The 20,327-nt window shown below is 68.9% G+C and carries 17 protein-coding genes and 1 tRNA gene; 16 read left to right on the forward strand and 2 right to left on the reverse strand.

What is annotated here, in order from left to right:
* The first annotated feature begins 115 nt into the window (after positions 1–115).
* The 14 genes from HMPREF1529_RS13870 (at position 116) to pyk (ending at position 16,243) form a co-directional block, all read left to right on the forward strand.
* Positions 116–379 (forward strand): phosphoribosyl-ATP diphosphatase, encoded by a 264-nt coding sequence (locus tag HMPREF1529_RS13870; RefSeq protein ID WP_005055234.1) that lies wholly within the window; start codon positions 116–118, stop codon positions 377–379.
* Positions 380–425: 46 nt separating this feature from the next.
* Positions 426–1,268: an ATP phosphoribosyltransferase gene (hisG, locus tag HMPREF1529_RS13875; protein WP_005055235.1), complete on the forward strand. Its 843-nt coding sequence runs from the start codon at positions 426–428 to the stop codon at positions 1,266–1,268.
* 1 nt (position 1,269) lies between these two features.
* Complete coding sequence (hisF, locus tag HMPREF1529_RS13880) at positions 1,270–2,034, forward strand: imidazole glycerol phosphate synthase subunit HisF (protein ID WP_005055237.1); 765 nt, start codon at positions 1,270–1,272, stop codon at positions 2,032–2,034.
* On the forward strand, positions 2,031–2,414 hold the full coding sequence (gene hisI / locus HMPREF1529_RS13885; RefSeq protein WP_005055238.1) for a phosphoribosyl-AMP cyclohydrolase: 384 nt from the start codon (positions 2,031–2,033) through the stop codon (positions 2,412–2,414). The genes hisF and hisI overlap by 4 nt, the downstream gene beginning before the upstream one ends.
* Positions 2,411–3,025 (forward strand): Trp biosynthesis-associated membrane protein, encoded by a 615-nt coding sequence (locus HMPREF1529_RS13890; protein WP_016465266.1) that lies wholly within the window; start codon positions 2,411–2,413, stop codon positions 3,023–3,025. Before hisI ends, HMPREF1529_RS13890 begins: the two co-directional genes overlap by 4 nt.
* Positions 3,026–3,062: 37 nt before the next feature.
* The gene (locus tag HMPREF1529_RS13895; protein WP_005055241.1) at positions 3,063–3,293 is read left to right on the forward strand and encodes a DUF6704 family protein; all 231 of its coding nucleotides are present in this window, start codon (positions 3,063–3,065) and stop codon (positions 3,291–3,293) included.
* A 1-nt stretch (position 3,294) separates the two neighbouring features.
* Positions 3,295–4,071 (forward strand): indole-3-glycerol phosphate synthase TrpC, encoded by a 777-nt coding sequence (gene trpC / locus HMPREF1529_RS13900; protein WP_016465267.1) that lies wholly within the window; start codon positions 3,295–3,297, stop codon positions 4,069–4,071.
* The gene (trpB, locus tag HMPREF1529_RS13905; RefSeq protein WP_016465268.1) at positions 4,068–5,276 is read left to right on the forward strand and encodes a tryptophan synthase subunit beta; all 1,209 of its coding nucleotides are present in this window, start codon (positions 4,068–4,070) and stop codon (positions 5,274–5,276) included. Before trpC ends, trpB begins: the two co-directional genes overlap by 4 nt.
* Entirely contained in the window at positions 5,273–6,058 is a 786-nt protein-coding gene (gene trpA, locus HMPREF1529_RS13910) for a tryptophan synthase subunit alpha (protein WP_016465269.1), read from the forward strand. The genes trpB and trpA overlap by 4 nt, the downstream gene beginning before the upstream one ends.
* 234 nt (positions 6,059–6,292) lie before the next feature.
* On the forward strand, positions 6,293–7,522 hold the full coding sequence (locus tag HMPREF1529_RS13915) for an IS110 family transposase (protein WP_036283572.1): 1,230 nt from the start codon (positions 6,293–6,295) through the stop codon (positions 7,520–7,522).
* 72 nt (positions 7,523–7,594) lie between these two features.
* Positions 7,595–8,575: a prolipoprotein diacylglyceryl transferase gene (gene lgt, locus HMPREF1529_RS13920; protein WP_005055246.1), complete on the forward strand. Its 981-nt coding sequence runs from the start codon at positions 7,595–7,597 to the stop codon at positions 8,573–8,575.
* Between the two features lie 110 nt (positions 8,576–8,685).
* On the forward strand, positions 8,686–13,287 hold the full coding sequence (gltB, locus tag HMPREF1529_RS13925) for a glutamate synthase large subunit (RefSeq protein ID WP_016465271.1): 4,602 nt from the start codon (positions 8,686–8,688) through the stop codon (positions 13,285–13,287).
* A complete protein-coding gene (locus HMPREF1529_RS13930; RefSeq protein ID WP_016465272.1) occupies positions 13,280–14,749 on the forward strand; it encodes a glutamate synthase subunit beta in 1,470 nt (489 codons plus the stop codon). The genes gltB and HMPREF1529_RS13930 overlap by 8 nt, the downstream gene beginning before the upstream one ends.
* A gap of 45 nt (positions 14,750–14,794) precedes the next feature.
* On the forward strand, positions 14,795–16,243 hold the full coding sequence (pyk, locus tag HMPREF1529_RS13935) for a pyruvate kinase (protein ID WP_005055253.1): 1,449 nt from the start codon (positions 14,795–14,797) through the stop codon (positions 16,241–16,243).
* Positions 16,244–16,302: 59 nt separating this feature from the next.
* Here the strand turns inward: pyk and HMPREF1529_RS13940 are convergent.
* Positions 16,303–16,383: transfer RNA gene (locus HMPREF1529_RS13940), tRNA-Leu, on the reverse strand.
* Between the two features lie 56 nt (positions 16,384–16,439).
* Here HMPREF1529_RS13940 and HMPREF1529_RS13945 point away from each other — a divergent pair.
* Complete coding sequence (locus tag HMPREF1529_RS13945) at positions 16,440–17,060, forward strand: ANTAR domain-containing response regulator (protein WP_005055255.1); 621 nt, start codon at positions 16,440–16,442, stop codon at positions 17,058–17,060.
* Between the two features lie 27 nt (positions 17,061–17,087).
* Here HMPREF1529_RS13945 and HMPREF1529_RS13950 read toward each other — a convergent pair whose 3' ends face one another.
* Positions 17,088–17,519, reverse strand: coding sequence for a hotdog fold thioesterase (locus tag HMPREF1529_RS13950; protein ID WP_005055257.1), 432 nt, complete (start codon positions 17,517–17,519; stop codon positions 17,088–17,090).
* Positions 17,520–17,584: 65 nt separating this feature from the next.
* On the opposite strand from HMPREF1529_RS13950, the gene polA reads away from it, so the two are divergent.
* On the forward strand, positions 17,585–20,257 hold the full coding sequence (gene polA / locus HMPREF1529_RS13955; protein WP_016465273.1) for a DNA polymerase I: 2,673 nt from the start codon (positions 17,585–17,587) through the stop codon (positions 20,255–20,257).
* Positions 20,258–20,327: the final 70 nt, after the last annotated feature.

Genomic DNA, 20,327 nt, shown 5'->3' on the forward strand with positions numbered 1-20,327 from the left:
AGCCGCTGTACTCCGCATCCGAGAGGCCGTGCGGATGCGGAGAGCGTGCGAATCTGCGGAGTTCGTGTCACGGCCCGCGGCGCTCACGCGCGGCGCGGACCGGTAGCCTGTCAGGGTGAAGACGTTCGACGCCCTGTTCGCGGAGCTGACGACGACCGCCGAGACCCGTCCCGAGGGCTCCGGCACGGTCGCGCAGCTCGATCGCGGCGTGCACGCCATCGGGAAGAAGATCGTCGAAGAAGCCGCCGAAGTCTGGATGGCCGCGGAGTACCAGTCCGACGACGAGACCGCCGAAGAGATCTCGCAGCTGCTGTACCACCTGCAGGTGCTGATGCTCGCCAAGGGCCTCACACTGCAGGACGTCTACCGACATCTCTGAGCGCGCTCCCGCCCCCGCTCGTCCCGACACCGAAAGCCCTTCACCCATGCTGCGCATCGCCGTGCCGAACAAGGGGTCGCTCGCCGACACCGCCGCCGAGATGCTCGCGGAAGCCGGATACATCGGCCGCCGCGACCCCAAGGACCTCCACGTCATCGACCCCGTCAACGAGGTCGAGTTCTTCTACCTGCGCCCGAAGGACATCGCGACCTACGTCGGCTCCGGCGCGCTCGACGTCGGCATCACCGGCCGCGACCTCCTCCTCGACGCCCGGATGCCGGGTGCCCGCGAGATCGAGCAGCTCGGCTTCGGCGGCTCGACGTTCCGTTTCGCCGGTCCTCCCGGACGCTTCGCGCACGTGACCGACCTCGAGGGTCTGCGCGTGGCGACGGCCTACCCGGGCCTGGTCGACGGCTTCCTCGACGAGCAGGGCGTCGCGGTCGACCTGGTGCCGCTGGACGGCGCGGTCGAGTCCGCCGTGCAGCTCGGCGTCGCCGACGCCGTCGCCGACGTGGTCTCGACGGGCACGACCCTCCGCCAGGCCGGGCTGGAGATCTTCGGCCCCGTCCTGCTCGAATCGGAGGCCGTGCTGATCGGAGCTCCGACCGAGGCCGACGGCACGGAGACGCTCCTGCGGCGCCTGCGGGGCGTCATGGTGGCCCGCCGCTACGTGCTCATCGACTACGACCTGCCGGCAGCGCTCGTCGACGACGCCGTCGCCATCGCCCCCGGCATCGAATCGCCCACGATCTCGCCGCTGCGCGACCCCGAGTGGGTCGCCGTGCGGGTCATGAGCCCCCGCAAGACGGTCAACCAGGTCATGGACGCGCTCTACGCGATCGGCGCACGCGCGATCCTCGTGACGCCGATCCACAACGCGAGGCTTTGACGTGTCTCTGGCACGACGCATCATCCCCTGCCTCGATGTGGCCGCTGGCCGCGTCGTCAAGGGGGTGAACTTCGAGAACCTCCGCGACATGGGTGATCCCGTCGAACTCGCCGCCCTCTATTTCGCTCAGGGCGCCGACGAGCTGACCTTCCTCGACGTGACCGCCACGGTGGACGACCGCTCGACGACCTACGACGTCGTGCGCCGCACCGCCGAGGAGGTCTTCATCCCGCTGACCGTCGGCGGGGGAGTGCGCAGTGCCGACGACGTCGCTCGACTGCTCGCCGTGGGCGCCGACAAGGTCGGCGTCAACTCTGCGGCCATCGCCCGTCCCGATCTGGTGGGCGAGATCGCCGACCGGTTCGGTGCGCAGGTGCTCGTGCTCTCGCTCGATGTGAAGCGCGCGCCCGGAACACGCTCCGGCTTCGTCGTCACCACCCACGGCGGCCGCACCGCGACGAACCTCGACGCCCTTGACTGGGCACGCGAGGCCATCGATCGTGGCGCCGGCGAGCTGCTCGTCAACTCGATCGACGCCGACGGCACCAAGGACGGCTTCGACCTCGAACTCGTCGGCCTCATGCGCGAGCTGTCGCCGGTCCCCGTCATCGCCTCCGGCGGTGCCGGCAGCGTCGACCATTTCGCCCCGGCCGTGCACGCCGGAGCCGACGCCGTACTCGCGGCATCCGTCTTCCACTCCGGGCAGCTGACGATCGGCGACGTCAAGGACGCGCTCAGCGCCGACGGCATCGAGGTGCGCCGATGACCGTCGTCGACGACCCGCGGATCGGTCGCGTGGCGTTCAACGCCGACGGTCTGGTGCCCGCGATCATCCAGCAGCACGACACCGGCGAGGTGCTGATGCTCGGCTGGATGGATGCCGAGGCTCTCCGCCGCACGCTCACGGAGGGGCGCGTGACGTTCTGGTCGCGCTCCCGTCAGGAGTACTGGCGCAAGGGCGACACCTCCGGACACGCGCAGTACGTGCGCGGCGCCCGGCTGGATTGCGACGGCGACACTCTGCTGATCGCCGTCGAGCAGATCGGCGCAGCCTGCCACACGGGCGATCACACGTGCTTCGACGCCGACGATCTCTCGCCCCTCGTCTCGTTCGCACCCCTCGATTCCGACGGCGACGCGTCGTGACCGCACGTGCACGCAGCTACGCCGTTCTGGCGATCATCGCCGGGGGCGCCCTCGCGATCATCTCCTCGACGCAGACGTGGCTGGACGTCGCGCTGGATGCCGGCGCGACGGCGTCGCTGACGGTGGCCGGTGCCAAGGCGTTCACGCTGCTGGCACCTCTCAGCCTCGCCGCACTCGCCCTCGGGCTCGCGCTGACCGTCGTCGGACGCGTGCTCCGCTACGCCTTCGGCGCGGTCGCCGTGGTCATCGGCGGCACCCTGCTCGTCGGTGCGGCGCGCATCGTGATCGAGCACCCGGTGGATGCCGTCGCCGCGGCCGTGACGACGGCGACGGGGCTGTCGGGCACCGAGGCGATCGCCGGGCTCGTGGCCGCGATCACGGCGACCCCGTGGCCCTGGCTCACCGTCGTCGCGGGTGCGCTGATCGGCGCCGGCGGCATCCTGACCCTCGCGACGTCGCACCGGTGGCGCGGGAGCGGACGCCGATACCGCACCGACGCCGCGAGCGCGTCGGCGACGCCAGCGGCATCCGGCGCCGCCGCATCGCGCCCGCACGACGCGATCGACTCCTGGGACGACCTGTCGCACGGCGACGATCCCACCGCCCGCTAGACTGGCCCTGAACGCCCGAATGACACCGAGGAGCAGCATGAGCAACAGCATCGACGACCCCGGCCACGGACACTCGCCCGCCGCCTGGACGGCTGTGGTCATCATGCTGCTCGCCGTCACTCTCGGCACGGTCTTCTACTGGTTCGACATGCCGGCGCTCGTCTGGGCCTCGGCAGGTCTGCTCGTCGTGGGCGCCCTCGTCGGCTGGGCCATGGCGAAGGCGGGCTACGGCGCCAAGGGTCCGAAGTACGCCCCGAAGCAGCACTGACATGCTCGATGGCCTGACGGCCGGCGCGGTGGAAGATGCCCGGTCGCGGGAGCAGACGCGTCCTCTCCGTGACGTCGAGCGCGCCGCGCTCGCGCAGACTCCGGCGCTCGACGCCCTCGCCGTGCTCGCGCCCGCCGAACGCGTGAAGATCATCGCCGAGGTGAAGCGCGCCAGCCCCTCGCGCGGCGACCTCGCCGCGATCCCCGACCCTGCGCTGCAGGCGTCGCGCTACGAAGAGGGCGGCGCGTCCGCGATCTCGGTGCTCACCGAGCAGCGCAAGTTCAAGGGTTCCCTCGCCGACCTCGAGGCGGTCAAGGAACGTGTGTCGTTGCCGGTCCTGCGTAAGGACTTCATCGCCACCGCGTACCAGGTGCTGGAGGCGCGCGCCTCGGGGGCCGACCTGGTGCTCCTGATCGTCGCGGCGCTCGAGCAGCCGCTCCTGCGAGAGCTGCACGAGCTGGTCTTGCAGCTCGGCATGACCCCCCTCGTCGAGACGCACTCGCGAGAGGAGCTCGACCGCGCCGGCGACCTCGGAGCGAAGCTCATCGGCGTCAACGCCCGCAACCTCTCCACGTTCGAGCTGGACCGCGACCTCTTCGGCTCGCTCGCGGAGCATTTCCCCGCCGACGCGATCAAGATCGCCGAGTCGGCGGTGCTCGCGCCGGCCGACGTCGCGCACTACCGCGCCGACGGCGCTGACGTCGTCCTGGTGGGCGAGGCACTCGTCACCAACGACCCCGTGACCACTCTGCACGCCTTCCTGGAGGCCGGATCATGAGCCTGCGCGACCAGCACGGACCCTTCTTCGGAGACTTCGGCGGGCGCTACATGCCCGAGTCGCTCATCGCGGCCATCGACGAGCTGACCGCGGAGTACGAGGCGGCCAAGGCCGATCCGGCGTTCGCGGCCGAGTTCGAGAGCCTCCTGCACTCCTACGCCGGCCGACCCTCGGCTCTCACCGAGGTGCCGCGCTTCGCCGAGCACGCGGGGGGCGCGCGCATCTTCCTGAAGCGCGAAGACCTCAACCACACCGGCTCGCACAAGATCAACAACGTCATCGGTCAGGCGCTGCTGACCAAGCGACTCGGCAAGAAGCGCGTCATCGCCGAGACCGGTGCCGGCCAGCACGGCGTCGCGACCGCGACCGCAGCGGCTCTGTTCGGTTTCGACTGCACCGTCTACATGGGCGAGGTCGACACCGAGCGCCAGGCGCTGAATGTCGCGCGTATGAGGCTGCTCGGCGCCGAGGTCATCCCGGTGAAGACCGGATCGCGCACCCTGAAGGACGCGATCAACGAGGCGTACCGCGACTGGGTCGCTTCCGTCGAGACGACGAACTACATCTTCGGGACGGCCGCCGGTCCGCACCCCTTCCCGGCGATGGTCCGCGACTTCCAGAAGATCATCTCCGAAGAGGCCCGCGCACAGCTGCTCGCCGAGACCGGACGCCTGCCCGATGCGGTCGTCGCCTGCGTCGGCGGCGGCTCCAACGCGATCGGTATGTTCGATGCGTTCCTCGATGACGACGGCGTCAAGCTCTACGGCGTCGAGGCTGCCGGCGACGGCGTCGACACGCCCAAGCACGCGGCATCCATCGAGCGCGGCCGCCCCGGCATCCTCCACGGGGCGAAGACATTCGTCCTGCAGGACGAGGACGGCCAGACGGTCGAGTCGCACTCGATCTCCGCCGGACTCGACTACCCGGGTGTCGGCCCCGAGCACGCCTGGCTGGCCGACATCGGCCGCGCCCAGTACATCCCCGCGACGGATGCCGAAGCCATGGACGCGCTGCGCCTGCTGTCGCAGACAGAGGGCATCATTCCCGCCATCGAGTCCGCGCATGCACTGGCCGGGGCGTTGCGCCTGGGCCGCGAGCTCGGACCCGACGCCCTCATCGCCGTCAGCCTTTCGGGACGCGGCGACAAAGACATGGACACCGCCGCGCGCTGGTTCGGTCTCTACGACAAGGGGGCCACGGCGTGACCTCTCGCGTGGCCGCCGCCATCGATGCGGCGAAGGCGGACGGACGCGGCGCGTTCGTCGGCTATCTGCCGCTCGGCTACCCCGATCTGCAGACGAGCATCGATGCCGCCGTCGCGCTGGCGGAAAACGGCGCCGACGTCCTCGAGCTGGGCCCGCCCTACTCCGACCCGGTCATGGACGGGCTCGTCATCCAGGAGGCGACCCAGGCCGCACTCGCGGCAGGTTTCCGCCTGCGCGACACCTTCATCGCCGTGCGGGCGATCGCCGATCGGGTGGATGTCCCCATCCTCGTCATGACGTACTGGAACCCGGTCCTGCAGTACGGCGTCGACCGCTTCGCCGACGATCTGGTCGCCGCCGGGGGCGCCGGTCTCATCACCCCGGACATCACTCCCGACGCCGCCCCCGACTGGATCGCCGCCTCCGAGCGCACCGGACTCGACCGCGTCTTCCTGGCCGCTCCGACCTCGACCGATGAGCGACTGCGAATGATCGCCGAAGCCTCCACGGGCTTCGTCTACACGGTGTCGACGATGGGCATCACGGGCGAACGAGCCGAGCTGGATGCCGCCGCCCGCACGCTCGTCGGGCGCCTGCGCGGATTCGGTGTGGAGCACGCGTGTGTCGGGATCGGCATCTCTACGCCGGACCAGGTGGCCGGCGTGCTGGAGTACGCCGACGGCGCGATCGTCGGGACGGCGCTCGTGCGAGCGCTGCGTGACGGCGGGGTCGAGGCGCTCGCTGCGGAGACCCGCGCGCTGACGGCCGGCGCCGGGCGCTGACGCCCCGTTACTTTCTTTGTGGCCCGGATGGAGGGATCCTGAGGGTTGACGGCCTGCCGGGCTCGGCATGATTGCTGCCCCCTGTCGAAGTCATGATCTGGGGGGTGTTGTCACCGGGCCTGGTTGGCGGTGTGTGATCGCTGATAGGGGCTGGACCCGAGCTGCTGCTCGAGGCCGTTCGTAACGTGGATGCCGAGACGCGCCGCCTGCGGTTGCCGTCGTTTGCGAAACCGGATGGAGGACGAGGTGGTCACAAGCATCGGCAGGTACGACGAGGTCGACGTGTTCGTCGGGCTCGACGTCGGCAAAGGCGAACATCACGCGGTCGCTCTGGATCGGGCGGGCCAGCGGCTCTACGACCGGCCGCTCCCGAATGACGAGCGCAGGCTCAAGGCGGTGCTCGACCAGCTCGCCGCGCACGGCACCGTGCTGCTGGTCGTCGACCAGCCCGCGACGGTCGGCGCGCTTCCCGTCGCGCTCGCGCAGGCCAACGGCGTACTCGTGGGCTACCTGCCCGGTCTGGCGATGCGACGCATCGCTGACCTGCATCCGGGCGAGGCGAAAACCGACGCCCGTGACGCGTTCATCATCGCGGAGACCGCGCGGACGATGCCGCACACGCTGCGGTCGATCCAAGTGACCGACGAGCAGGTCGCCGAGCTCTCCATGCTCTGCGGGTTCGATGACGACCTCGCAAGTCAGATCACTCAAGTCTCGAACCGGATCAGAGGCCTGCTGACGCAGATCCACCCCGCTCTGGAACGCGTGCTCGGCCCGCGACTGGACCACCCCGCGATCCTCGACTTGCTGGCGCACTACCCGTCTCCGGCCGCGATGCGCACCGCTGGCGAGAAGCGACTCGGGAACCGGCTGCTCAAGAACGCGCCCCGCAAAGGCCGCGTCTGGGCGGCTGAGATCCTCACGGCTCTCGGCGAGCAGACGGTCGTGGTCACGGGCACCGGTGCTGCCGCGCTCGTGCTCCCCCGCCTGGCAGAGCAGCTCGCGGCGCTGCGTCGGCAGCGTGACGAGATCGCCATCGAGGTTGAGAAGCTCGTCGATCAGCACCCTCTTCAGCCGGTCCTGACGAGCATGCCCGGAGTCGGCGTCAGGACCGCAGCCCGACTCCTCACCGAGGTCACCACGAAGAGCTTCCCAACCGCCGGGCACCTAGCCGCCTACGCCGGCCTCGCACCCGTCACCCGCCGATCCGGATCCTCGATCCGCGGCGAGCACCCCTCCCGGCGCGGAAACAAGATCCTGAAACGAACGATGTTCCTCTCCGCATTCGCCGCGCTCCGCGACCCCGAATCCCGCGCCTACTACGACCGCAAGATCGCACAGGGCAAACGACACAACCAAGCGCTCATCGCCCTCGCAAGGCGCCGCTGCGACGTCCTCTACGCCATGCTCCGCGACGGCACCCTCTACCAGCCGCACGTCACCGAATCCGCCCTTGCCGCTTGACAAACGACATAGGGGCACCCCCCCCCCCCCGGCGACACGTGCCGATACCGCCAGCGAAGTAGACTGCCCCTCGTGCTTTCCTCCGCCTCCGTCGTCGCCAGCATCCCGAGTCCGCCGATCAGTTCCTTCCAGATCGGCCCGCTGACGATCCACTTCTACGCCCTGTGCATCCTCACGGGTATCGTCGTCGCGGCCTTCATGACCAACCACCGCCTCACCAAGCGCGGCGCGGAGTCGTGGGTCGTCATCGACATCTGCCTGCTCGCCGTGCCCCTGGCGATCATCGGCGCGCGAGCCTTCCACGTCGTGACGCACTGGGGCTTCTACTTCGAGCAAGGGCGCGAGTGGTGGAACCCGTTCGTCCGCGACGCGATCTGGAACGTGTGGGACGGCGGGATCGCGATCTTCGGCGCGCTCATCGGAGGCGCCATCGGCGCCTGGCTCGGCTGCAAGTGGACCGGCATCCGGTTCTGGACCTTCGCCGATGCTCTCGCTCCGGGCCTGCTGCTCGCTCAAGCGCTCGGTCGGTTCGGCAACTGGTTCAACCAGGAACTGTACGGGCTTCCCACCGACCTGCCCTGGGGTCTGCAGATCGACTACCCCAACCCGGCCTGGCCGGTCGGCCTGCCCGTCGGCACGCTGTTCCACCCGACCTTCCTCTACGAGGTCATCTGGAACACGATGGGCGTGATCGTCCTGCTGTGGGCCGGTCACCGCTTCCGACTGCAATGGGGGCGCCTGTTCGCGCTCTACCTCGTCTGGTACAGCGCCGGGCGCATCGTGTGGGAGAGCATCCGCATCGACCCGAGCGAGGTGTTCTTCGGACTGCGCACCAACGTCTGGGCGGCGATCTTCGGCGTGCTCGTCGGAATCGTCATCTTCGCGGTGCAGACCCGCCGCCACCCGGGCTTCGAGCCGTCGCCGTACATGCGCGGCCGTGAGCGGAGCGGGGCTGTACAATCGCAGAACACCGATGAATTCGTGGACGTCAGCGCACCCCCGACAGCCGAATCCATCGCGGACGCAGCCACAAGCACTGTCACGTCGAAGTAGCACCGCGCCGATGCGCATGATGCTTCGACTTCTCCTCCGCTGAACACACCTCCGCTGAATGCCCAGGGCCGACGTCGTCCCCGATCAGTTTGACCATGAGGACGGTTGCCATGGCTTCGAGCCCCCGTCGTGAGAAGACCCACGAGACGCCCGTGATGCGCCCCGCATCGGGCTTCCCCGCCAAGCAGGGAATGTACAACCCCGCGTTCGAGAAGGACGCCTGCGGCCTGGCCATGGTGGCCACACTGCGCGGCGAGCCCGGCCATGACATCGTCGAGCTCGCGCTGACGGCGCTGCGCAACCTCGAGCACCGCGGCGCGATCGGGTCGGACGCGGGCACCGGTGACGGTGCCGGCATCCTGACCCAGATGCCCGACGCGTTCCTGCGCGCCGTCGTCGACTTCGAACTGCCACCGGTGGGGGAGTACGCGGCGGGCATGGCGTTCCTGCCACTGGACGAGACCACCCGCGCCGAGATCAAGACGGGCGTCGAACGCATCGCGGCGGCAGAGGGCCTCACCGTCCTCGGCTGGCGCGACGTGCCGACCGAGCAGGAGCACCTCGGCAAGCTGGCATACGAGGCCCGCCCGCACTTCGAGCAGCTCTTCGTCTCGCGCCCCGCTGTCGGTGACGCGCCCGCCCTGAGCGGAATCGACCTCGACCGCCGCGTGTACCGGCTGCGCAAGCGCGCCCGCCGCGAGCACGACGCCTACTTCGTGTCGCTGAGCTCGCGCACTCTCGGGTACAAGGGCATGGTCACGACCCTCCAGCTCGAGCCGTTCTACCCCGACCTGCAGGACGAGCGGTTCCAGAGCGAGCTCGCCGTCGTGCACTCGCGCTACTCAACCAACACGTTCCCGTCGTGGCCTCTCGCCCAGCCGCTGCGGATGCTCGCGCACAACGGCGAGATCAACACGGTCGGTGCCAACCGCAACTGGATGCGCGCCCGTCAGTCCCAGCTCGAGTCCGAGCTGATCGGCGACATCCGTCCGCTCCTGCCGATCTGCACCGAAGGCGCGAGCGACTCGGCATCCTTCGACGAGGTGCTCGAGCTGCTGACCCTGACCGGTCGCAGCCTGCCGCACGCGGTGATGATGATGGTGCCGGAGGCCTACGAGAAGCAGGCCGACATCGCGCCGGATCTCCGCGCGTTCTACGAGTACCACTCGATGCAGATGGAGCCCTGGGACGGCCCCGCCGCCCTCATCTTCACCGACGGCACGCTCGTCGGCGCGACGCTCGACCGCAATGGTCTGCGTCCGGGTCGCTGGACCGAGACCACCGACGGGCTCGTCGTCATCGGCAGCGAGACCGGTGTGCTCGACTTCGCCCCGGAGCGCATCAAGCGCCGCGGGCGCCTGCGCCCCGGCCGCATGTTCGTCGTCGACACCGCCCAGCGCCGCATCATCGAGGACGACGAGGTCAAGGCCGAGCTCGCCGCGCTGCAGCCGTGGCAGGAATGGCTGGATGCCGGTCGCGTGCGCCTGAAGGAGCTGCCCGAGCGCGAGCACATCGTGCACCCGATCGCCTCGATCACCCGCCGTCAGCGTACCTTCGGATACACCGAGGAGGAGGTGCGCATCCTCCTCACGCCCATGGGACAGACCGGCGCCGAGCCGCTCGGCGCGATGGGATCGGACACGCCGATCGCGGTGCTCAGCAAGCGTCCGCGCCTGCTGTTCGACTACTTCGTGCAGCAGTTCGCGCAGGTCACCAACCCGCCGCTGGACTCGATCCGTGAAGAGGTCGTGACCTCGCTCGCCCTCGGGCTCGGCCCCGAGCGCAACCTCCTGGAGTGGGGTCCCGAGCACACCCGCACGATCACCCTCGATTTCCCGGTGATCGACAACGACGAGCTGGCGAAGCTGCAGAACATCGACAAGGCGCTGCCCGGGCGTCGCTCCGTGACCATCCGCGGCCTGTACCACCTGGAGCACGGCGAGGATGCGCTCGAACGCCGACTCGAGGAGATCTCGGCCGAAGTCGATGCCGCGATCGCCGACGGCGCCGAGTTCATCATCCTGAGCGACCGCGACTCCAACAAAGACCTGGTGCCGATCCCGTCGCTGCTCATGCTGTCGGCCGTGCACCACCACCTGATCCGCCAGGAGAACCGGATGAAGGTCGGTCTCGTCGTGGAGGCCGGGGACGTGCGCGAGGTGCACCACGTGGCCACGCTCATCGGCTACGGCGCCTCAGCGGTCAACCCGTACCTGGCGATGGAAACCGTCGAGTACCTCGTTCGGGCCGGGTTCATCACGGGTGTCACTCCCGAGAAGGCCGTCAAGAATCTCATCTACGCGCTCGGCAAGGGCGTGCTGAAGATCATGTCGAAGATGGGCATCTCCACGGTCTCGTCCTACGCCGGATCACAGGTCTTCGAAGCCGTGGGCCTGTCGGAAGAGTTCGTCCGGAAGTACTTCACGGGCACCGAGACGAAGCTCGGCGGCGTGGGGGTGCGCGAGATCGCGGTGGAGAACCAGGCTCGCCATGACTACGCCTACCCCGAGGACGGAGCCGCGCGCGCCCACGAGCGGCTGTGGACCGGCGGCGAGTACCAGTGGCGCCGCGACGGTGCACCCCACCTGTTCACGCCCGACACCGTCTTCCGCCTGCAGCACTCGACGCGCACGCGCCGTTACGACATCTTCCGGGAGTACACGAAGCTCGTAGACGACCAGGCTGCGGAGCTCAAGACCCTCCGCGGCATGTTCCGCCTCAAGACCGGCATGCGTCCGCCCGTGCCGATCGACGAGGTCGAACCCGTCTCCTCGATCGTGAAGCGGTTCTCGACCGGCGCGATGAGCTACGGCTCGATCTCGAAGGAAGCGCACGAGACCCTCGCGATCGCCATGAACTCGATCGGCGCCAAGTCGAACACGGGGGAGGGCGGCGAGGACGTCGACCGTCTGCTGGACCCCGAGCGTCGCAGCGCCATCAAACAGGTCGCCTCGGGACGCTTCGGCGTGACGAGCATGTACCTCACGCACGCCGACGACATCCAGATCAAGCTCGCTCAGGGCGCCAAGCCCGGCGAGGGCGGTCAGCTGCCCCCCGGCAAGGTGTACCCGTGGATCGCACGGACCCGCGGGGGCACCCCCGGCGTGGGGCTCATCTCACCCCCGCCGCACCACGACATCTACTCGATCGAAGACCTCAAGCAGCTCATCTTCGACGTCAAGCGGGCGAACCCCAAGGCGCGCGTGCACGTCAAGCTCGTGAGCCAGTCGGGCATCGGCGCGGTGGCCGCGGGGACCGCCAAGGCTCTCGCCGACGTCATCCTCGTCTCGGGCCACGACGGCGGCACCGGCGCGAGCCCGTTGAACTCGCTCAAGCACGCCGGAACCCCGTGGGAGCTGGGCCTGGCCGAGACGCAGCAGACCCTCATGCTCAACGACATGCGCGATCGTGTCGTGGTGCAGGCGGACGGTCAGCTCAAGACCGGCCGCGACGTCGTGATCGCGGCCCTGCTCGGGGCTGAGGAGTTCGGCTTCGCGACCACGGCGCTGGTGGTCGAGGGCTGCATCATGATGCGCGTGTGCCATCTTGACACGTGCCCGGTCGGCGTCGCGACCCAGAACCCCGTGCTGCGCAGCCGCTTCACCGGCAAGCCCGAGTTCGTCGTCAACTTCATGGAGTTCCTCGCACAGGAAGTGCGCGAGTACCTCGCCGAGCTCGGCTTCCGCTCGATCGAAGAGGCGGTCGGCCACTCCGAGATGCTCGACATGAACGGCGCGATCGACCACTGGAAGGCCAGCGGGCTCGACCTGACCCCGATCCTCGAGGGTCCCGCGTTCGGACCCGATGCACCTCGCCGTCACCTGCGCGATCAGGACCACGAGCTGGACCAGCACTTCGATGTGCCGCTGATCGAACGCGCCCAGGACGTCATCGCGCACGGGGGACACTTCTCGATCGATCTGCCGATCCGCAACACCGAGCGTGCCGTCGGCACGATGCTCGGCAACCGCGTCACCCTCGCCCACGGCGAGCACGGCCTTCCCTCCGGCACCATCGAGATCAATCTCACCGGTTCCGCCGGTCAGTCCTTCGGCGCGTTCCTGCCGTCGGGAATCACCCTGCGACTGGAGGGCGACTCCAACGACTACGTGGGCAAAGGCCTGTCGGGCGGTGAGATCATCGTCCGTCCGCCCCGCGGGGCGAGCTTCGACGCTGCGCAGAACGTCATCGCCGGCAACGTCATCGGCTACGGCGCCACCCAGGGAACGCTGTTCCTGCGCGGCGTCGTGGGCGAACGCTTCCTCGTCCGCAACTCGGGAGCAACCGCCGTCGTCGAGGGCGTCGGTGACCACGCGCTGGAGTACATGACCGGCGGCCTGGCCGTCATCCTCGGGCCGACGGGACGCAACCTCGGCGCGGGCATGTCCGGCGGCAGCGCGTACATCTACAAGCTCGACCGCGCCCTCGTGAACCGAGAGGCACTCGCCAGCGGCGAGCTCGAGCTACTCGAGATGGGCTCGGGCGACGTGGAGATTCTCCGCGATCTGCTCGAACGCCACGTGACCGAGACGGACTCGGCCCTGGCCGCCGCTCTCCTGGACGACCTCGAGGCCGAGGCCGCGAACTTCGTCCGTGTCCTGCCGCGCGACTACGCCGCGGTTCTGCAGACCCGCCAGGAGGCGGCCGCCGAGGGGCTCGACCCCGACGGCGACGTCGTCTGGACCCGCATCTTGGAGGTGACCGGTGGCTGACCCGAAGGGCTTCCTGAAGACCACCGAGCGTGAGCTCCCGGCGCGCCGGCCGGTTCCCGTGCGCATCATGGACTGGAAAGAGGTCTACGAGCCGGGCGACACCGCCGTCCTGCGCCGTCAGGCCGGCCGTTGCATGGACTGCGGCATCCCGTTCTGCCACCAGGGCTGTCCGCTCGGCAACCTCATTCCGGAGTGGAACGACCTCACCTGGCGCGGCGAGGGTCGCGCCGCGATCGAGCGCCTCCACGCCACGAACAACTTCCCGGAGTTCACCGGGCGGCTGTGCCCGGCGCCGTGCGAGAGCTCGTGCGTGCTCGGCATCAACCAGCCGGCGGTCACGATCAAGCAGATCGAGGTCTCGACCATCGACGAGGCGTTCGCGAACGGCTGGGTCGAGCCGGAGCCGCCCGCACGCCTGACCGGTAAGACCGTCGCGGTCGTCGGCTCGGGCCCGGCCGGACTCGCCGCTGCCCAGCAGCTGACGCGCGCCGGCCACACCGTCGCCGTGTACGAGCGTGACGACCGCATCGGCGGTCTGCTGCGCTACGGCATCCCCGACTTCAAGATGGAGAAGCGCCACCTCGAGTCACGCCTGCGTCAGATGCAGGACGAGGGCACGCGGTTCCGCGCGGGTGTCGAGATCGGCAAGGACATCTCCTGGAGCGATCTGCGTGCCCGCTACGACGCGGTCGTCATCGCCACGGGAGCCACACTCCCGCGCGAGCTCGCCATCCCCGGGCGCGACCTGGCCGGCGTGCACTTCGCGATGGAGTACCTCATCGAGTCGAACAAGGCCGTCGCCGGCGACCAGGTTCCGCAGCAGATCCACGCCGAGGGCAAGCACGTGATCGTCATCGGCGGCGGTGACACCGGTGCTGACTGCATCGGAACCGCGCACCGACAGGGCGCGCTCAGCGTCACGAACCTCGCCATCGGCAAGCAGCCGCCGGCGAACCGGCCCGACCACCAGCCGTGGCCGATGACACCGACCGTCTTCGAGGTGTCCTCGGCACACGAGGAGGGCGGGCAGCGCAGCTTCCTGGCCTCGACGGTGGAGTTCCTGGGCAACGAGGCGGGGGAGGTGCGCGCCCTCCGCGTCGCGGAGACGGAGTACCTACCCGACGGCCGCCGTGTTCCCCGCAGGGGCACCGAGCGCGAGATCCCCGCCGATCTCATCCTCATCGCGATGGGTTTTACCGGCCCCGAGCGTGCCGAACTCGAGTCGCAGCTGGGTACCGTGTTCACGGGCCGCGGCAACGTCGAGCGCGGCGATGACTACCAGACGACCGCGCCCGGCGTGTTCGTCGCCGGAGACGCCGGGCGTGGCCAGTCCCTGATCGTCTGGGCGATCGCGGAAGGGCGCGCCGCAGCGGCAGCCGTCGACGAGTACCTCATGGGACGCACGAGCCTGCCGTCACCGGTGCGCCCGACCGACGTCGCGATCGGCCTTCAGCCCGCGTAGGCTGAAATCACCCCCGAACAACCCATAGAGACCGGAGAGTCTTCAGTGAGACGCGCGAAGATCGTCGCAACCCTGGGTCCGGCCACCGAATCGTATGAGATGATCCGCGCGATCATCGATGCGGGCGTGGACGTCACCCGAATGAACCTGAGCCACGGCTCGTACGCCGAGCACGAAGTCCGCTTCGCGAACGTGCGCAAGGCCGCCGACGACGCGGGCCGCGCCGTCGCCATCCTCGTCGACCTGCAGGGCCCCAAGATCCGCCTCGGCAAGTTCAGCGACGGACCCCACGACCTCGCCGTCGGCGAGACGTTCCGCATCACCACCGAAGACGTCGTCGGCACGCGTGACCTCGTCGGCACCACCTTCAAAGGTCTCGCCGGCGATGTGAAGCCGGGCGACTTCCTCCTCATCGACGACGGCAAGGTGCGCGTCCAGGTGGAGAGCGTGGACGGCCCCGTCGTCACGACCAAGGTCATCGTCGCGGGTACCGTCTCCAACAACAAGGGCATCAACCTTCCGGGCGTCGCCGTCAGTGTGCCGGCACTGTCCGAGAAGGATGAGTCTGACCTGCGCTGGGGCCTTCAGGCCGGCGCCGACCTCATCGCGCTGTCGTTCGTGCGCGACGCGGCCGACATCACCCGCGTGCACGAGATCATGGCGGAGGAGGGCCGCAAGGTCCCCGTGATCGCCAAGATCGAGAAGCCGCAGGCGGTCGACAACCTCGAGGAGATCATCGACGCGTTCGACGGCATCATGGTCGCCCGCGGCGACCTCGCGGTCGAGCTTCCGCTGGAGGCCGTGCCGGTCGTGCAGAAGCGCGCTGTCGAGATGTGCCGCCGGATGGCGAAGCCCGTCATCGTCGCGACGCAGATGCTCGAGTCGATGACCCACGCCCCGGTGCCCACGCGCGCCGAGGCCTCCGACGTCGCCAACGCCGTCCTCGACGGCGCGGACGCCGTCATGCTCTCCGGTGAGACCAGCGTCGGCGACTACCCGGTCGTCACGGTGCAGACCATGGCCCGCATCGTCGAGTCGACCGAGGAACACGGCCTCGAGCGGATCCGCCCCTTCAGCGCCAAACCCCGCACGCAGGGCGGCATCCTGACCCTCGCCGCGAACGAGGTGGCCGAGTTCATCGAGGCGAAGTACATCGCCATCTTCACGGAGTCCGGCGACACCGCGCGCCGCATGTCGCGCCTGCGCCCCGGCATCCCGATGATGGCCTTCGCCGTCGACCCGGCCATCCGCCGCCGCATGGCGCTGACGTGGGGCGTGCAGTCGACGCTCGTGGAGCACGTCGCGCACACCGACATGATGTTCATGCAGGTCGACGAGTTCTTCCTCGGCCAGGGCCTCGCCACCGAAGGGGACAAGGTCGTCGTGATCTCCGGTTCCCCTCCCGGAATCATCGGCTCGACCAACGACATCCGGGTGCACCGGATCGGCGACGCCGTTCACGGCAAGGCGCCGATCTACCAGTCGGAGAAGTAGGTCGCACAGACACCAGAGGGCGGATGCCGGGATAGCCGGCATCCGCCCTCTGCGTTGCGTGCCGGTGGTGGGAGTCGAACCCACACGTCCGAAGACAACCGAGTTTGAGTCGGTCGCGTCTGCCATTCCGCCACACCGGCGCACGCGGACGTTCATCAGCGCACGTCCGGGATTGACCATACCGTAGGATTCAAAGGTGACTGAGCAGGAACCGAGCACGACTCCCACGGCATCCTCCCCGCGACGCGTCGTCGTCGCCGAGGACGAATCGCTGATCCGCCTCGACATCGTCGAGATCCTCCGCGACAACGGCTTCGACGTCGTGGGGGAGGCCGGTGACGGCGAGACCGCCGTGCAGCTGGCCACCGAGCTGCGCCCGGACCTCGTCATCATGGACGTGAAGATGCCCGTCCTGGACGGCATCAGCGCCGCAGAGAAGCTCAGCAAGAACCACGTCGCCCCCGTCGTGCTGCTGACCGCCTTCAGCCAGAAGGAGCTCGTCGAGCGCGCCAGCGAGGCCGGCGCCCTGGCCTACGTCGTCAAGCCGTTCACCCCGAACGACCTGCTGCCGGCGATCGAGATTGCCCTCGCGCGCTACGAGCAGATCATCACGCTCGAGGCCGAGGTGGCCGACATGGTCGAGCGCTTCGAGACCCGCAAGCTCGTCGACCGCGCCAAGGGCCTGCTCAACGAGAAGATGGGCCTGAGCGAGCCTGAAGCCTTCCGCTGGATCCAGAAGGCGTCGATGGATCGCCGACTGACGATGCAGGATGTCGCCAAGGCGATCATCGAGCAGCTCTCGCCCAAGAAGGGCTGAGCCGCCACCTCGTGCGGGGGCGCCGGCTCAGGATGCCGAGCGCTCCCTGATCATGTTCGTGATGCGGATCGTCGAGCAGCGCCGCCCCTGATCGTCGGTCACGACGATCTCGTGCACCGTGAGGCTACGGCCGAGATGAACCGGCGTGCAGACCCCCGTGACGACGCCGCTCGTGGCGGACCGCGTGTGGGTCGCGTTGATGTCGACACCGACGGCGAGTCGCCCGGGCCCCGCGTGCAGGTTGGCCGCCATCGAGCCGAGGGACTCGCCGAGAACGACGTATGCGCCGCCGTGCAGCAGTCCGACCGGCTGCGTGTTGCCTTCAACGGGCATGGTCGCGACAGAGCGCTCGATACTGAACTCCGTGAACTCGATGCCCATCTTCTCGGCGAGGGCGCCCATTCCGCGCTGACGCGCCCAATCCATGCCGTCGTCGACAGGGGAGTTCTCAGCGGTCATCGTCCACCTTCGGAAGTGATCGGGTCGAAATTTCCGGTGTCCGCCGCCGCGTCTAGAGTTGCAGGGTGACGGACTCCGCAAAGCCTACTCTCCTCGTCGTGGACGGCCATTCGCTGGCCTACCGCGCCTTCTTCGCCCTTCCTGTGGACAACTTCACGACGCGCGATGGTCAGCACACGAACGGCATCTACGGCTTCCTGTCGATGTTCGTCAACCTCGTCAAGGCGGAGCAGCCGACGCATCTCGCCGTCGCGTTCGACACCTCCCGTCACTCGTTCCGCACCGACGAATACCCCGAGTACAAGGCGAACCGCTCCGAGTCGCCGGCGGAGTTCAAGGGCCAGATCCCCCTGCTGCAGGAGTGCCTCGCCGCGATGAACGTGACGGTGCTCACGAAGGAGGGCGTCGAGGCCGACGACATCCTCGCGACTCTCGCCACGCAGGGTGCCGCCGAAGGCTACGACGTGCTCGTCTGCTCCGGCGACCGCGACACCATTCAACTCGTCACCGACGACGTGACGCTGCTGTACCCCAGCGTGCAGGGCGTGTCGCAGCTCAAGCGCTACACGCCGGATGCCGTCGTGGAGAAGTACGGCCTGCCCCCCGCCAACTACCCCGACATCGCCGCGCTCGTGGGCGAGACCAGCGACAACCTGCCCGGGGTGCCGAAAGTGGGCGAGAAGACCGCCGTCAAGTGGCTCACGCAGTGGGGCAGCCTGAATGCTCTGCTCGAGGACGCCGACAAGATCACTGGTGTCGTGGGGGGCAACCTGCGCGATCACCTCGACGACGTGCGGCGCAACCGGACCCTGAACGCCCTGCTGCGCGATGTCGAGCTCGGCGTCGGACCGGTCGACCTCGCGGTCCGGCCGATCGATGCGCAGGCTGTCCGCGACATCTTCGCCCGACTGGAGTTCCGCACGCTCCTGCCGCGCGTCTTCGAGGCCGTCGGCGCCGACCCCGAGGACGGCGCCGACGACACCGCGAGCGTGGTGACGGCGCCGAAGGCCGTCGAAGCCGATGCCGCCGCGATCGAGCAGTGGATCACGGCTCGCGGCGCGGCATCCGAGATCGCCGAAGTGGCCCTCACGCTCACCACGGAAGGCGGCCTTCCGTCGCGGCTGGGGCTCGCAACCGGTGATGAGGCCATCGAGACGACGTGGGCGGCGGACGTCTCCGCGGTGCTCGGGCCGTGGTTGAGCAGCGATGCTCCGAAGGTGATGGCCGACGCGAAGCCGCAGGTGAAGGCTCTCCGACGCGCGGGCGTGCGCCTGCGAGGACTGGTGTTCGACCCGATCCTCGCCGGGTGGCTGCTGCGGCCCAGCTTCCCCGACAAGGGGCTCGGCGACCTGGTCGACCGTTATCTCGACGAGAAGCTACCCGAGGCCGACCCGACCCAGCTGGTGCCCGAGACCGAAGGCGCCACACCGGGTCAGCTGTCGTGGTACGCGCTGCGCGTCGCCGACGCGATGCGGGCGCAGATGCCCGCGCCCGTCGCGCGCGTGATGACCGAGATCGAGCTTCCCACCCTCGACACCCTCGCCGACATGGAGGTAGCCGGCGTCGCCGTCTCTCACGAGAAGCTCTCGGGATTCTCTGCCGAGCTCGGTGCGCGCGCCGACGCGGTCGCCCAGCTCGCCTACGCCGAGATCGGTCGGGAGGTGAACCTGGGTTCGCCCAAGCAGCTGCAGGACGTGCTGTTCGAGCAGCTCGAGTTGCCGAAGACCCGCAAGACGAAGACGGGCTACTCCACGGATGCCGCGGTGCTCGCCGACCTGCAGGAGTCGAATCCGCACCCCTTCCTCGATCTTCTCCTGCAGCATCGCGAGGCGACCAAACTCCGACAGATCATCGAGTCGCTCGATGCGTCGATCGGCAACGATCGCGCCGCCGGCTCCGACGGCCGCATCCATACGACGTACGTGCAGACGGGCAGCCAGACGGGGCGTCTGTCGAGCACCGACCCGAACCTGCAGAACATCCCGATCCGCACGGAGGAGTCTCGGCGCATCCGCGCCGCGTTCGAGGTCGGCGAGGGCTACGAGACCCTGCTGACGGCGGACTACTCGCAGATCGAGATGCGCATCATGGCGCACCTGTCCGGCGACGAGGGTCTCATCGAAGCCTTCAACTCCGGCGAGGACCTGCACCGGTTCGTCGGGGCACGGGTGTTCGGCGTCGAGCCGGCCGACGTGACGTCCGCCATGCGCACCAAGGTCAAGGCGATGAGCTACGGCCTCGTGTACGGTCTCAGCGCGTTCGGTCTGTCGAAGCAGCTGCGCATCGAACAGTCTGAGGCGAAGCTGCTGATGACCGAGTACTTCGCCCGCTTCGGCGCCGTGCGCGACTACCTGCGCTCCTCCGTCGAGCAGGCCCGTATCGACGGCTACACGGAGACGATCTTCGGGCGCCGCCGTCCCTTCCCCGATCTCGCGAGCCCCAACCGGGTGCTGCGTGAGAATGCGGAGCGCGCCGCACTGAACGCGCCGATCCAGGGCAGCGCCGCGGACATCATGAAAATCGCCCTCTTCCGCATCCACGACGAGTTCCGCGCTCAGGGTGTCGCGTCTCGGGTGCTGCTCCAGATCCACGACGAGCTCGTGGTGGAGGTGGCACCGGGGGAGTGGGAGACGGTGGAGAAGATCGTCCACGACCGTATGGGCGACGCCGCAGAGCTGTCGGTGCCGCTCGATGTCCAGATCGGCCGGGGCGAGAACTGGGACATCGCGGGGCACTGAGAGGGCGCGGCCGCGGTGGCATCCGGTTGCGCAGTCGTCGGCATCCCGCCCCACGTCGAGGCCGTGTCGG

This window comes from Microbacterium sp. oral taxon 186 str. F0373, from assembly GCF_000411455.1.
Lineage (GTDB): Bacteria > Actinomycetota > Actinomycetes > Actinomycetales > Microbacteriaceae > Microbacterium.